The 13,743-nt window shown below is 62.1% G+C and carries 16 protein-coding genes; 4 read left to right on the top strand and 12 right to left on the bottom strand.

Translation table 11 applies throughout. From position 1 onward, the window contains the following. Nucleotide 1: 1 nt before the first annotated feature. Nucleotides 2–778, bottom strand: a complete 777-nt coding sequence (locus tag NMK44_RS21775; RefSeq protein ID WP_254745597.1) for a hypothetical protein — start codon at nt 776–778, stop codon at nt 2–4. Nucleotides 779–1,170: 392 nt separating this feature from the next. Here NMK44_RS21775 and NMK44_RS21770 point away from each other — a divergent pair, with 392 nt between their 5' ends. From NMK44_RS21770 to NMK44_RS21760, 3 genes are all read left to right on the top strand, one after another. Continuing rightward, entirely contained in the window at nt 1,171–1,905 is a 735-nt protein-coding gene (locus NMK44_RS21770) for a GntR family transcriptional regulator (protein WP_254745595.1), read from the top strand. A 145-nt stretch (nt 1,906–2,050) separates the two neighbouring features. After that, complete coding sequence (locus tag NMK44_RS21765; protein ID WP_254745593.1) at nt 2,051–2,917, top strand: division plane positioning ATPase MipZ; 867 nt, start codon at nt 2,051–2,053, stop codon at nt 2,915–2,917. Next, the gene (locus NMK44_RS21760) at nt 2,917–3,846 is read left to right on the top strand and encodes a hypothetical protein (RefSeq protein ID WP_254745592.1); all 930 of its coding nucleotides are present in this window, start codon (nt 2,917–2,919) and stop codon (nt 3,844–3,846) included. The genes NMK44_RS21765 and NMK44_RS21760 overlap by 1 nt, the downstream gene beginning before the upstream one ends. Nucleotides 3,847–4,029: 183 nt before the next feature. Here the strand turns inward: NMK44_RS21760 and NMK44_RS21755 are convergent, their stop codons facing one another. The 11 genes from NMK44_RS21755 to NMK44_RS21705 form a co-directional block, all read right to left on the bottom strand. Beyond that, complete coding sequence (locus NMK44_RS21755) at nt 4,030–4,272, bottom strand: hypothetical protein (RefSeq protein WP_254745591.1); 243 nt, start codon at nt 4,270–4,272, stop codon at nt 4,030–4,032. Nucleotides 4,273–4,706: 434 nt separating this feature from the next. Further along, complete coding sequence (locus NMK44_RS21750) at nt 4,707–4,976, bottom strand: hypothetical protein (RefSeq protein ID WP_254745590.1); 270 nt, start codon at nt 4,974–4,976, stop codon at nt 4,707–4,709. Between the two features lie 142 nt (nt 4,977–5,118). After that, the gene (locus NMK44_RS21745; RefSeq protein WP_254745589.1) at nt 5,119–6,285 is read right to left on the bottom strand and encodes a hypothetical protein; all 1,167 of its coding nucleotides are present in this window, start codon (nt 6,283–6,285) and stop codon (nt 5,119–5,121) included. A gap of 700 nt (nt 6,286–6,985) precedes the next feature. Next, nucleotides 6,986–8,404 (bottom strand): helix-turn-helix domain-containing protein, encoded by a 1,419-nt coding sequence (locus tag NMK44_RS21740; protein WP_254745588.1) that lies wholly within the window; start codon nt 8,402–8,404, stop codon nt 6,986–6,988. Between the two features lie 624 nt (nt 8,405–9,028). Then, nucleotides 9,029–9,505: a C40 family peptidase gene (locus NMK44_RS21735; RefSeq protein ID WP_254745587.1), complete on the bottom strand. Its 477-nt coding sequence runs from the start codon at nt 9,503–9,505 to the stop codon at nt 9,029–9,031. Between the two features lie 99 nt (nt 9,506–9,604). Beyond that, entirely contained in the window at nt 9,605–10,090 is a 486-nt protein-coding gene (locus NMK44_RS21730) for an SLOG family protein (protein WP_254745586.1), read from the bottom strand. A gap of 347 nt (nt 10,091–10,437) precedes the next feature. Continuing rightward, nucleotides 10,438–10,665 (bottom strand): hypothetical protein, encoded by a 228-nt coding sequence (locus tag NMK44_RS21725; protein WP_254745585.1) that lies wholly within the window; start codon nt 10,663–10,665, stop codon nt 10,438–10,440. 40 nt (nt 10,666–10,705) lie between these two features. Then, nucleotides 10,706–11,071 carry a hypothetical protein gene (locus NMK44_RS21720; RefSeq protein WP_254745584.1) on the bottom strand — a complete coding sequence of 122 codons (366 nt, stop codon included), beginning with the start codon at nt 11,069–11,071 and terminating at the stop codon, nt 10,706–10,708. A 325-nt stretch (nt 11,072–11,396) separates the two neighbouring features. After that, nucleotides 11,397–11,609, bottom strand: coding sequence for a hypothetical protein (locus NMK44_RS21715; RefSeq protein ID WP_254745583.1), 213 nt, complete (start codon nt 11,607–11,609; stop codon nt 11,397–11,399). A gap of 139 nt (nt 11,610–11,748) precedes the next feature. Further along, nucleotides 11,749–12,159: a DUF6205 family protein gene (locus NMK44_RS21710; RefSeq protein ID WP_254745582.1), complete on the bottom strand. Its 411-nt coding sequence runs from the start codon at nt 12,157–12,159 to the stop codon at nt 11,749–11,751. Between the two features lie 69 nt (nt 12,160–12,228). Beyond that, entirely contained in the window at nt 12,229–12,699 is a 471-nt protein-coding gene (locus tag NMK44_RS21705; RefSeq protein ID WP_254745581.1) for a hypothetical protein, read from the bottom strand. 107 nt (nt 12,700–12,806) lie between these two features. Between NMK44_RS21705 and NMK44_RS21700 the strand changes: the two genes are divergently transcribed. After that, nucleotides 12,807–13,736, top strand: a complete 930-nt coding sequence (locus NMK44_RS21700) for an N-acetylmuramoyl-L-alanine amidase (RefSeq protein ID WP_254745579.1) — start codon at nt 12,807–12,809, stop codon at nt 13,734–13,736. Nucleotides 13,737–13,743: the final 7 nt, after the last annotated feature.

Genomic DNA, 13,743 nt, shown 5'->3' with positions numbered 1-13,743 from the left:
CTTACCAGGCAGCGCCTGGAGCATGGAGTGCGGCGCCCGTGATGATGGCCGCCGCCGGGGTCATGAGGAGTACATGGAAGTACCCCAACCCCAGGCCCTTCTCGGCACGCTCAAGGGCCCATGTCGTGCAGTAGTACGCGGAGCAGAACAGCCCCATCACCCAGATCTGCCACCACTCCACTTGCCAGTGGATTCCGAAGAGCCCATAAAGCCCATCCTTGTAGCTGACCCCAAGGAAGAAGACCACCGGGATCGCGTATGCCAGCCGGGTAAGCGAACGAACACTGACCATCGACAGTCGCCCGAGGTAGGACCCTGAAGCGATATGCCGAGTAACCATGTCCCGCACACACATAATCACCATCGGGAGTAGGCCAACAACGATTGCCGAAATCAGCTCCGGCAGACGATTGGTCTCAGTGGCCATGGCGAGAGTGTCCCGAAACCAGCGGCCAGGCCCATGCAGAATTCCCCAGTCGGCGGTGCTGGTGCGGTACCAGATTCGCTCATAGAGAGCGATCAGAATCTGGGGTCCCGCAACCCATGAAACCACCGAGGAAATCATGAACGAGGTGACGTATGGTCGGGTCTTCTTGCTCCGGGTTTTTGCTTCGGAGATGGCGGTGTAGACGGGCTCCATCACCTCACGGGCAAGGTCTTTCTCCCGCTCCACGCCAACCTTGACTGGCGCAAGTACTTCTTTGGCCTCCTCGCGAACTGTTTTCTTCTTGCCCTCTGCCGCTTTTCGGCCGTCAGTCCACTTGGCGTGGGCCGACACTGCCTTCCTCTTGAGGGCCTTAATGTCCCCCTTGAGGGTTCGCGGTGGCTTCCGCGTCACATGGCCCTTGAGGTGCACATCAGGGTCATATGTCGGCCTCGGCGGAACGTGCACCGACGCAGCCACGTCTCTCCTTCCGGTCAGGGGTTGCCGTCGGAAGCTAGTCCGATTCCTTCCTCGACAGTGCGTACGATCCGGGCGATATCATGGCCTGGGTCATACTGAGGAAGAGAGTCCAGGCTCGCTTCAGGAACCTCTTGGTTTCCATCCGGAACCTTGCGGCCTCTGGCATCCCTCTCTTCATTTGCCGCGACGCCGCCTGTCTTGACTGGCGTTGCGGTCTCCAGCATGACACAATACGGCCTAGGCCACAAGCGACCGAGGAGTGAAACGTGAGCAAGCAGATCCCCAAGTACCGGGTGATCGCACAGAATTACCGGACGCGTGTAGAGTCCGGCGAGCTAGAGCCCGGAACCGTCCTTGAGTCGCGCAGGAAGCTGCGGGACATCCACAACACATCCCGCGCAACCATCGACAAGGTAATCGACCTTCTCACTGCGGAAGGGATCCTTGAGCCTTCGGATGGCAACCGTCCGCCCGTCGTCGCAAACATCTCGCATCGCGTAGCGATGGCTAACAGCCGCGTCGCAAGTGCAGCGGCAAACGGGCGTGCGCTCGCCAAGCACGAGACGTCCGAGATCCTGTCGGTCGGAATGGTTCCCTGCCCGGAGAACGTTGCGAAGCCGCTGGGGGTCGAGCCCGGCCAGGATGTGCTGTGCCGCGTGCGACTGAACCTCTTCAATGGTGCACCAGTGGCAACCGGTCGTTCATACTACCCGCCGGAGGTCACACTCAAGACGCCCGAGCTGCGTGAGCCAGACTCGATCCCCTCGGGCTCTCGAGAGCTGGCGGCAGAGCGCATGGGATCCAAGCAGGCGGATCTCTTCGGGGAGTTCACTTCTCGCCTGGCAACGGATGAGGAACGAGAGCTGCTCAAGCTGGGTGGTTCGTACAACGTGGTCTCACAAACGATCCGACGAGTTCTCCTGGCTAACGGGAAACTCGTTGAGGTTGCGGTGAAAGTTCACTCAGGAGACCGGCCTGTCGCGTTCCATACTCCACTGTGATCCCCATGTGAGGAGCCATGTGCGATCCATAGACCCCCTGTCTCGATGGCGAGGCGGGGGGTTTCCGCGTTGCGCACCCCGAGGCGCCTGAGTCACGTTCGAGTTGCCGCAACGCCCGAATGTGCGGACCTGATGGTACGACCGCGTGACAGCAGACCCCTCCTCCCTCAACCTCCCGATGGATACGGCAAGATGTCTGCCAACAAGCCAACTGAGGGAGGACCCCAGAGTGAAGATCGCAACACTTCCGCGACAGCAGTACAAAGACCTGCTCGCGGAGTTCACTCTGTCCATCAATCTGATCAAGAAGTGGCTCGACGATGTCGCGGGCTGCCTCATCGTCGGCGTGGGGATGCTGAAAGGCGGAACCGGGAAGACGACGTCCTCGATCTTCCTGGCCCTGTACCTGGCTATCTGCCTCGGACTGAAGGTCTGCGTCGTCGACACGGACGACAACTCGCAGAGCGTCGACAACTGGTACAAGCTCCGCGAGAGTCGCGAGGAGGAAGTGCCGTTCGACCTGGTCACTTATGACCCCAAGGACGAAGAGGGCCCGGACCTTGACGATGTACTCGATGAGTTGAGCAAGCAGTACGACGTCGTTCTCGTGGATGTGGGTGGAGCCGGTAAGGAGGCGTATTGGGAGCTGTGCAAGATGGCTCACTTCCTTCTGCTCCCAGTGGCGCCGTCGGGCTTCGAGACTCACCGCATCGCACCCACGATCAAGGTGGCGAGCCGGGGAGGGAAAGCCAACCCCAACCGGCTCAAGATCTTCGTGGCTCTCATCAAGTGCTCCGGCAACAACACGCTGGCTGATGACCAGCGGGGTGCCATCGAAGTAGCGCTGGCCCCGCTCGACAGGTCCAAGGTTGACGTATTTCTCGTCAACGAGAACTTCCAGATCAGCAGTTCCACCTACTACCCGCGCGCCTGGGAGCACACCCCCAAGCGCTCACAGCTCGACGAGTTCGGGATGCTCTTCCGATACGCGATGAAAGAGGTGGCCTCCTGATGGGCCGGGTGGACATCAAGCCTCGGCCGGGCCGGGAGAGCGCGAAAGAGAAGCGCGCCAGGGAGGCTCGGGAGGCGGCTGCGGCGGCAGCCAGCGATCCAGGGAGTGCTCGCCGGGGGGAGGAGGACGACGAGTCTCCAGACCCGGGTCCGATGCTGGGTGCCGACGCACCCAGCGAGCCGATTGCGCCCGGCCACGACACGCCGAACACCTCTCCGCCAGTCACTCCGAATGTGCCACAACAGGCCAAGCTCATCAGCCCATCCCTTGACGCCGTGGAGACCACAGCCGAGCGGGAGCGGATTCAGTACGAGCCTCCCCCGGAAGGTGCCACCGACGACGAGATCCTGGCCCATTACGAGCGGAACATTGCCCGCGCCCACACTTACGTCCAGGGAGTCCTCTCCATGGGCAACAAGACTTGGATCCTGGTCGCCGGGCGCTCCCTCAAGGAGTTGCATGATTCTGGGGCCTGGCGGAAGTCCGGCTACAGCGACTGGAACAAGTACGTTCCGGCACGCTGGAAGGTTTCGGGGCGCACGGCACGCAACTGGATGGACGCGGTCGACGTTTATGCGGGACTGGAGGATCTCCTGAACGTACCGCTCAATAAGCGGCAAGTCCTCGAGCTTGGGTCAACCCTCAAGAAGGGTGGAGTTGACGCGATGCGAGATCAGTGGCTCGAGGCAAACCGAACGGGCAAGACTTCAGCTCCGAGCCTGCGTGCCGTTCGCGACTTCCTGAGCCTTGGGGCAACAGGCGTCGAAGAGGAGCCCAAGAAGAACCCCCTCCCCGCCATCACGAAGCTCACCCGCGCACGAAAGGCATTCAACTCGGATCTTCTTCGCCAGGCCGTGGAGGATGATCCCGAAGCCGCCAAGAAGCTCTTTAAAGAGCTCCGGGAGATCCTGGACGAAGTAGAGAGCTGACGCCGGGAGTGTGAACCATGGTTCACACTACTCTCCCAGAGACTGTGAACCATGGTTCACAGTCGAGACCAGGCTAGCCAGAAACCCCGCAAGCACTGAAGGCCCTCATCGTCGAATCGATGAGGGCCTTCGTGGCGAGATTCCCATACCTTCCAAATTTCACCCTGATCGCCGCTTTCCGGCTCAGCCGCCTCCCCCTGTCGCCACCACGTCACCCGAGAGATCGAGCAAGACGATCTGACGGGGCGCAACGCCGCTTGAGAACTCGACAGTCCCCTCGACCGTCTCACCGGGCTCAACGCCGCGCGCACCGGGTGCCAGCGTCCCCTCGCCCGCAATTGCCGAGCGCCCGTCACCCTTGATCAGGGTGGCGAGCACGGTCAGTGCTTCATCCGATCCGTTGTGGATCTTTACCTTCATCACCACGCCCGCTCGACCCTTGCCGGATGGGGTGGTAAACAACGTGGTGGCTTCCTTCGGGGCGGATGTCGAGCCATTTCCCTTCTCGGCACCCCCGCTCCCAGGGCTTTCGGTTGCGAGATCTCCCCCTGGCCCGCTGCCTGCCGCGGGGAGATCTCGCGTTGTCGGTGAAGTGATCGGAGGTGAGCCAGCCCCCTCGCCTTCCCCGCCGGAGATCCCGTTTACCAGAAGCGCTATCGCCACGGCGGCGCCCGCCGCGCCACCAATGACCTTTGCCGCCCTGCGTCGAGGAGGCGCCGGGCTCCCGGGGTCCGGTTGAGGTTCCGGAGGGGAGGACGGCGGTGCCGGGGGCGGTGGAGGAGGGTGGGCCTCCGGCAAAGGAGTCTCCGCCTCCTGTCGTCCGGGTGGCTGAGCCCACCATTCCGTCGTCACGCCCTTGGTCACAACTCAACCCCCGTCAGGGCATGGACTCCGATTGCGGCGAGATAGTCATAGGTCCAGATCGATGGCTCGCCGTCATCAATGCCTGATTCACACACCATGGCCGCGAGGATCGTGTACTTGACCCCGGTACGGTCGCGGTAGAGCATCCCCTTCTGAAGAAGGGGCAGGCTGGGGTGATCTCTCCCCCCTTTTGGGCTGACCCGGATGCGCACCCGCCTGATCTCCTGATGAGGATCGTCGTCCTCGACGGGCACGATCACGATCAAGTTTGCGGAACCCTTCCCCCCGGAAGCCTCCAGACGCCAACTCACAACCTTCTCCCTTCCTTGCCTCAATATGCCCAGCGTACAGCGGAGTTGGAAAGCGCAAAGCCCCCTCCGGAGAGGGGGCTTTGGTGCGTTAAATCACTCAGCCTCGGTCGGCCCGCCAGGTCGCCAGACCCCGGTCGATAAACCACTCGAGCGGAAAATCGCTAGTGGCCTCACTCAAGCGAGGTGCTGCGATCCTATTGGCCTCACAGAAAGCCTTCTTGGTGACCCCACCACGCTGCCGATCGTCGACCTCATAGAAGTCCCTGGCCAGTGCGGCCCTCTTCTGCTGGCTCGTCGTCAGGCCGAAGGACGCCAGGTCGGTAAAATCCGGCGCCTCGCCGGAGGGGAGCTCGGGAAGGTCCGCCTTGGGCAGTCCTGGACGTACGACGTCACCAATCACCGTCCGGGGCGGACGTCGCAGACTGAGCTCCCACTCATGCTCAGCCCGCATGGTCTCAACCTCTGCGCGATTATCCAGCGTGCTGATCTGAAGCCGGGCCCGGAGCTGATTCTCAAGCATCTTCAGGTCGTTGGCGGCAACCAGCTCATTCTGCTTCAGGTCAAAGGTGAGTCGCTGCTGCATCCTCTGCTGGTCGGCGGCGGCGCGCTGGTCTTCCAGCTTGGCCTCGTTGCTCCGTCGCCGTTGCTCCATCTGCGCTTCATGCAACTCGGCCGTGGCGTCAGCCTTCGCCTTAGCCAGTCGCGCATTGCGGCGATCCTTCGCGATTTCCATCTTCTGTTCGTCGGTGAGCCCATAGGGATCGCGGATGTCATCAAGCGCCAGGATCCATGTGAACTTTGCCGCGATCGGGAGGACTGCGGTGAAGGCGGCGGTCCAGCCGCCGAGCTGCTGTCCGTGGTATCCGAGCATGGCCGCAATCGCCAGAACCTCAAGCCATCCGATGGCGGGGAGGATGTTCCTGGGGTCCTTGTTCTTCCTCCGGTACCAGACCTTTCGGCCTCGGTAGTCGGCCACCATCGTGGCGCTCCAGATGATGTCCATCGTGACCGCGGCCGAGAGGCCGATGAAGCTCACGCCTCCGAGCTTCTCGATCCTCATGGCGTCGATCTTGTTGAGGTCCAGGAAGGAGTAAGTCGAGTAGGCCAGCGATCCCACCGACAGCAAGCAGGCCAGGAAGACCAGGAACGTGAACCGTCGCTCGTCTTTCGAGATCTCCGTAGGCTGGGTCTTGTCGTTCTTGAACTTCTGCGCCGTGCCCGCTTCCCTGGATTCCGGCTGCGCCTCGTTCTCCGTCGTAGCCATTTTTCCGCTTCTCTCGTTTCCGAAGACCCCCTGCGGGGGCGTTGCGCACGACTCTTCCATCCTGGCCTAGGCCGTGTCAAGTGATCGAGATTCGGAATGTCGCTATGTGAGTTCTGTCCGATTCAGCGCCATTCAAGCAGAACATCAGTAGATGCCACCCCGCTTTGCACCGATTCGCCCGATTCACGCCAAGAAGGTGTGGTGTCGAGCGAAGAAGTTCGACTCGAGGCAGACATGTTCAACCATCCGAATCCCGCCGGTCGTCGGAACGTCCTGGATCAAGACCACCTTCGCATCGCACCTTCAGGTTCGGAAGTCCTTCGAATCGCTGAACCCGCAGGTAGCGGCACCCCCTACGGGGTTCTGCCGCATTTGACGCTCTTCATCCTCGCGGCGCCCCGAACCGAAACCGCCACCCAGGTCGAGGCCGGGTGGCTCGCCTTCCGTCTTGAGCCCAGGCCAGGCCCGCATCATCCCATACCCTGACGTAGCCCATGTGAGCCACAACGGCCGCCAACCCTCAATACCGCCAACTCCGCGTGCCGAGGTGAAGCGACGTCACTTCGCCACATGCATCGGGGGCTTCCAGGGCCCGCGTATACGAGCCGTCCACGACGCCCCCGCAAGGGGCACCTTCACAACCCAAGACAAAGGGGCGCCAGACATCGTCTGGCGCCCCTGGGTAGACCACTTCGATGGCCTAGTCTTCATCGAACGGATCTCCCGTAAGCCAGCGGCTGACCGTCGACTTGTGAGTGCCGAGCATCTTGGCTACCTCCGCCTGACTCCGCTTCCGCCCTTCAACCTCTCTGCGGGCCCAGGCAATCGCGCCGATACGTGCGGACTCCCGCGCCTTGTCGGAAAAGCTTGACGCATTGGACTGGCTGGCGAGGAACAACAGAACCGGTTCCGGGAGGCGTTCGTCCTCGACCGCGTCCTCGACCGTGTCCTCGACCGTGTCCTTCTTGGTCCCCGCCTCCGGCTCATTCACCTGGCCTGGCGCCACAGAGGGGTCCACTTCTGGCGGATCCGGCCTCGTGGCCCACCAGTCAAGGGCGATCGGATCACTCTGGGGCGGATAGGGCCCAGGGGCTGCGTACTGGACCTGCAACGCACCCTGCAACGGTTCGCGCAACGACTCCTCTTCCGGCTTGACCTGCGCAGACGCCGGAATTGAATCCTCCTCGCGCAACTCGACTCGCAACCGCTCCTGCAACGAGAGAGGCTCACCGTTCTGCTCGACGGGATCATCACTCTTGGTGATGCCCGAAACTTCCGGTTCACCCTCGCTCGAGTCATCCTCCGCAACACCCCTCCGCAACGGCTCCACATCTGGTTCCACCTGCGAAAACGTGGGATCAATCGGGGTCGCGTGCAACACCTCTGCGAGTGCCTCCGGGGGTACGTCAGCACCCGCCTCGAATGTCCGATCCAGCCCTGCCTCGGCAGCACCCTCAGTAATGGCCTGCTGCACCGGCTTCCGCAACGACCCGAAAGGGGGCGCCAGGTCTTCCGGGGTAAGGGTCAAGCCCTCGTCCGAAGTGGCCTGCTGCATCACGTCCGGCAACGCAGTTGCATCGATATGCGAAGAATCATCTGTATTGTCCGAAACATCCCCTGCAACCGACCGCTCCCCCTCTTCGCACCTTCCGCTGACCTGCGATTTCACCAAACTGACTCCACCCTTGAACGAGGAGCCCTCTTCGGCTTCCGTGATTACGGGTCCGTCGCTCCGTGTAGTGGAATCTGCCATCTCAAGCCAGGGCTCTTCTCGACCCAAGCGCCGCTCACGAGCCGACAGGGCCGCGAGCCCACACAGCGCACAGAGCACCGCCATGAAGAGCGCCTCGGGGACACCCATGGACCCCCCTCCTCGCCCCGAACCGCCGGTTGCGGGAGTGAGGAGGATCCAGACAGGCAGCAGGACGACGAAAGCTCGGAACGCCTTGCTCCAGACCGATCTGTGCGTGCCGTCACCCTCCAGCTCCAGGGCCCAGTTCTTAGCCCCATGGAGACCTCGCCGCAGCATCACGCCAAGACCCCGGCGCGCGTGCCGCACCTCCACCGACTGGCGGACTTCTGCCATGCGTGAGATGGGGTGCCCGTCTTTGAGTTTCACCTTTCCTCCTTTCCGAAGTGGCCTACCAAGACCCTCCTCGATAGGCCACGCATCCTGCTTCGGCAGGCCACTTCAGGTCCTGCCCTGCGCGACCCTCTGCTCTGCAGTGAGCTCCATCGGGTCGACTGTCTTCACGGCGCCTGCCCGATGGCCCAGCGTGGTGACTGATCCTTGGGTAGCTACTACCTACACCGGTAGCCCGAAGTCGGGCGAATCCGACTCAACTTACTTGAACCAGCGGCATGAGCACTTGATTCGACGCCCACTGGCCTCGTTGCCAAGATCCCTGGTGCAGGCGGTCTTGGAACCCTCGTGGTGAGTGCCGTTGTGACAGTGCCTCGGGTGCGTGCACCGCTGGCACCGCATCTTGTTACGCAGGCTCATCGCCCCTCCGTATCTCTCCGGCGTCGTGCCGACGCCAAGGTCAATCCTCCATGGGCTCGTCGCACCTGACGATCGTCTGTCGAATCAAGTGACCCTTCCGCCCCGCTTGCAGGCCCCGGTAGACCGGAGGGGCCCGCAAGCCCCTCCTTGAAGGCTCCAAGCAGGCCCCGCATGTTGCCGTCCCCTCTCTTTCCGTGGATACCTTTGGGGATTCGGATTGGAACTCAAGGCGAACGCTCGTCAGAACCTGCCGTAGTACGCCTTCGGCGAGCCCGAGGTGTACTCCCTGATTGGAGCCAGGACCACCTTCTTGCCCCGGTATGCCTCGGAGTTGGCATTCCACATCCACCCCTTGCCGGACCAGAAGCCCGCATAGATGCCGACGTGATAGACCGAGCCGGAGGATGTGCCGATGAAGACCAGGTCACCCTTCCGTCGCCCAGTCGGAGTGACCTTGATGGACGCGTTGTACTGCCCCTGGGCGGTGCGCGGCAGCCTCTTACCGTGTCGCTTGTAGGAGTAGTACGTGAGGCCGGAGCAGTCATAGGCATTGGGGCCCGCCGCGCCGCCGCGATAGGGGTCGTTCTTCTGCGCGGCGGCAGTACTGAGCGCCTTACTTCGTATCGTGGGGGCTGCATGGGCACTGGTCGGCGTGAACGCCATGATGAGGCCCGCAGTGAGGGCGGCGGAGACGCTGAGCTGGGCAATCTTCGTCACTACGTTCTCCTTGATTTGGGCATGGAGGAGCCCTGGCGTTGCATCAGGGCCGTTGATTGGAAACTTCGTTGAGTAGTTCGCCATGGAATTGAAGACGAACTAGACCTGCATCCCCAGGGGACATGAGAAGACGGGGATTCCGGCGGCTCGGGCCCGCCGCGCACAGTCAGCGGTTCCATGGGAAGGGTGTTCGCCGGGCGGGCACCAGCGCCGGTCTTCCTTGCGGCAGGGATTTGCCCAGGCCAGAAGGGAATTCGCGCCCGCGTCGACCATCTCTCCGTTACGAAGGAAGCCTGCCCGCCAGCCGTGTGCATCCCAGTCGGCGCGATGGGGAATCTCGATGGCACCATCGTGCATGCGCGCCACGGCCCACTCGGAGACGAGGCGGTCGAGCCCCTTCCGGGCCTTGCCGTTGCGCACGGCGATCCGGCCGTGCCCCTGAAGGAGTTTGTCGAGCGGCATCCAGATCGACCTGCGGTCACGCCAATCGCGTGATCCGGTCACGATGAGGGTGAACGTCGAGGCCAGCAGGGCCTCCAGTTCCTCGGCTCCCCTGTCGGCGATCGGCCCCTGGCTCAACTTCATGAACCTGCCTTCCTGTTGGCCTAGGCCGAGCATACACGGTGGCCTAGGTGTCGGGCAGGCCACTCTAGTTTCGCCGACTTCACTCGCTCGACAGAATCGCCACGAAAGGAGCAGAGGGGGCAGCTTGGGGCGCCCGCCTCTCGGATTCTCAACTCACCGAAACTCCCAGGTCAGGGGCAGTTCTGAGGGTTGGCTCTGGCGTGACTGGAGAGTTGGGCTCCCGTTCGCCGAGCGGCTTCAGCAACCGGTGCGCGAACGGGAGATCTGAGGCGATTGTTGCGCTTGAGGCAGGAGTCAATCGGCTGGACGACCCCTACCCCCTCGCGGCGCCCCCGAGGAGGTAGGGGTCAGTCGTCGGGGTTGGAGTTGAGGCTTCGGTCCATGTCCTCTACGTCGATCCACCGGCCGCCGGGGTACTGGGCGTCGAGGGCGGAGCGGGTGACGGTGGAGCCGTTCACGTTGACGGTGGAGCCGACGATGCTGCCGCCGCACTGGATCCCGACCACGCTGCCGGGGCTGGCCACGTTCACGACCGTGTCGTCTTCGTCGTTGTCGTTCTTCCGGTTCTTCGTCATGGGATTTCCCTCTCTCGATGGGTTTGGAAGTGATGGTTGGTCAGTTGGACGGCCGCCGGGTGGGCCACGTCCTCGCGCCCCCCAGTCGGCGGTAACGCTGCTGTGCTGCCTGCTTGCTCGAACGACCGGTGACCCGCGCGACCTCGTCCCACGACAGACCCGCGTCCATCAGGGCCTCGACCATGCGGACCTCGATGTGGTCGCACTCCTCGCGCACTTGCCCGAGCATCCGCATCACGAGGACGGCCGCTCCGGGGCGGACGTCGCCTTCGTCCTCAGCCTGGGCTGCGTAGAGGCGAGCCGCCTCGAATTTGTTGGCCAACGGATCGGTGCCGATTTTCAGGAGCCGATCGAGCCGTTCGTCTTCAGCACTCACATCGTCAACGTATTCGTTGACGATCGGCATTGTCAACGAATACGTTGACGAAATTTTAGAAACAGCTTCCCGAAGGGCCGCCAACCTGGGCGAAGCGGACACATCGAATCGACCCGAACCGGGTAATTCTGATCGTCCTTGCAGGTCAGGTGGCAAGTCCATTTCGCCTAGAACATCCTCATTCGGGCTAGCTTGAATGTCCTACCCTTCGGTAACTTTTCTTCCAGAATTCGGAAGCCTTCCAGCCCCCTACTGCTTACCAACAAGTAACTTCTTGGGTGTTCGTGAACCGAAGACTTGTTACCGAGGAGTAGTGCATTGGGTCGAGGAAGCCCCTCTCTCGAACCAGGACTACTCAGCGGACTGGGATCCACTCCGGAATCCACTCCGGTTTGATCGCGAAATCCTCGATCATCGGCCCCGCTCCATCTTCGCTCAGACGGATCCTGTCGGTTTCCGCGTCCCGCACGAATCGCTGAACATGCACCGTGGGGCCCTCTCGCCAAAGCTCCGCGAAGGCCGGAACATCGCGAGGCTGGAACTGGCAGTCCTTGAGCATGTTGATCACGTCCCGCCGCCGCTCCCCCTCGAGCGCCAGGACCGCACTTGTCAACCTCGCACACCAGGCAGTCCTGGCATCGTTCCTCGCGACCATTCATCTCCCAACGGAAGCAGGGGCAAGGCCGACGGCCTTGCCCCTGCTTCTCCTAGTCCAGCGGTTCAGCTTCTGAGCCGTCTGGCCACACAAGGCGGGCGCGCTCCTCGCGAGGCCCCGCTTCATCGAGGATGACCCGGGTGATGTAGCCCGGCATCTCTACGTCATACAGAACCATCTGACCCTGTATGACATGCCCTGTGCACTCGGCCTGAAGATCCTTGATGTTGCTCAGGAGGTTTCTCGGGTCATACGGAGCGCTGGTCCATGGGACCACGCGAGATGACGTGATGACCGTATGGATGCCGTCCTCGGTGTCGGACTCCTCGGCGTCCACCCGGAGGATGATGTCCGTCATTGCCGCCCCGTCGCCGTTCGCCAGGTAGGCACTGTCTTTGATGGCGGGCCATTTGAGCGGGGGATCGATCCTGAACTCCCCACGAACGGCCATCCGAATGCTCACGCCTTTCCCCTTCCCTGTGGACGGAAGCGTGTGGGCTGTCCCCGGAGTGACAGCCCACACGCAACGCCATCAGCTGTCCGTGCAGGCCGGGAAGCGTTCCCGCTTCCGGTCTAGACACTTGTCGTAGTCCACCTGGCGGACGTCCTGCTCAAACAGTCCATCACTGTTCTTGATGTACAGCTCGTATTCAACCTTGCAGCCCTTGGATTTCTTGCCGTGACCCCGGGAGGGGATCTTCGGAACTCGCTCCGGCTCGGTCGGCTTATTGGGGAGTTTCGACCCGCTGGAAGTCTTTGACCTGGACGAAGAGGATCCTCCCCTGCTGCGGCCTCCAGCCTTGGCTGACGTCGAAGAACGTCCTTTGGCTCTGATCACGAACGAGGCTGATTCCATGGACAGGCTGTTCGGACAGTCATAGTCAAGCCGCCCGTCTTCCACCACCCCGGAAACCTCGTACTCGTACGCCTCACTGGAGCACCCCGAAGTGCCGAGGAGTGCGACGACGATGCTCGTCGACAGAAGAGCGATCTTATTCTTCACGTTCAATCTCCTTTCCCAATAACAGTGTTGCAGAAAAACCGGATTCTGTCGCGAAGAATCTTCACATATTCATGCGAAGCTATCCCCATCGACAGAAGGAGGACGCCTTGTCTGCTCCCATGAGTGCCGCAAGTTTCCTTGACGCACTGAAGAAAGAGGGCGTCAAAGTTGTCGAAGTCGGCAACTGGGAGACGCACAACAGGAACCATAAGGGTCCCTGGGGCCCCGTGCACGGTGTAATGATTCATCACACCGTAACGAAAGGAACCAAAGCCACCGTCGACATTGTTCGAAACGGCTATGCCAGCCTCCCGGGTCCGCTGTGTCACGGCATGATCGCCAAGGACGGGACAGTGCACCTGATCGGCTACGGCCGGGCCAACCACGCCGGGCTCGGCGATCCCGATGTGCTTCAGGCGGTCATCAACGAAAAGGCCCCTCCGGTCGACAACGAAGCCACCGTGGATGGCAACCGCCACTTCTATGGCTTTGAATGCGAGAACCTCGGGGACGGCCAGGATCCATGGCCCGAGGCTCAGCTGGAGGCCATTGAGCGAGTATCGGCAGCCATATGCCGCCACCACGGCTGGCATGCCCGATCCGTCCTCCGTCACCTCGACTGGCAACCAGGCAAGGTGGACCCCCGCGGTCCCGGAATGAACTGGTCGGAGATCCTGAACAGGGTCGCCGAGAAGCTGGGGCAGGCCCCTCCGAAGGATCCGATCCCAACTCCGTCCAAGCCGGTCGTTGACCTCTCAAAGCTCATCGAGGCCGCACGGACGAACCCAAAGATGCCTGGTCGGCCAGTCACATACTCAGGCGTGCTGATCGTGGAGACCGCCCTTGTGGATGAAGGGCTTCTCGAGAAGAAATACCGGGATGGACACTACGGAACCACCACCATTTCCGCCATGAGCTCATGGCAGGAAGAATGCGGTTTTCACGGCCGGGAGCCCGGCCAGCCTGCCGACGGTATCCCCGGGATGACTTCGCTCACTAAGCTCGGCAACAAGCACGGATTCACAGTCGTTGCCTGACTAGGAG

This window comes from Streptomyces cucumeris (assembly GCF_024295805.1).
In the GTDB taxonomy this organism is placed as follows: Bacteria; Actinomycetota; Actinomycetes; order Streptomycetales; family Streptomycetaceae; genus Streptomyces; species Streptomyces cucumeris.
The sequence above is the reverse complement of the archived record's forward strand: the minus strand, read 5'-3'. Positions and strand labels throughout refer to the sequence as shown.

What these genes read in the sequence shown, in the direction of transcription:
- NMK44_RS21760 (WP_254745592.1), top strand. Translation starts at nt 2,917, where the DNA reads ATGGGCCGGGTGGACATCAAGCCTCGGCCGGGCCGGGAGAGCGCGAAA.
- NMK44_RS21730 (WP_254745586.1), bottom strand. Translation starts at nt 10,090, where the DNA reads ATGAAGTTGAGCCAGGGGCCGATCGCCGACAGGGGAGCCGAGGAACTG.
- NMK44_RS21745 (WP_254745589.1), bottom strand. Translation starts at nt 6,285, where the DNA reads ATGGCTACGACGGAGAACGAGGCGCAGCCGGAATCCAGGGAAGCGGGC.
- NMK44_RS21720 (WP_254745584.1), bottom strand. Translation starts at nt 11,071, where the DNA reads ATGCCGATCGTCAACGAATACGTTGACGATGTGAGTGCTGAAGACGAA.
- NMK44_RS21725 (WP_254745585.1), bottom strand. Translation starts at nt 10,665, where the DNA reads ATGACGAAGAACCGGAAGAACGACAACGACGAAGACGACACGGTCGTG.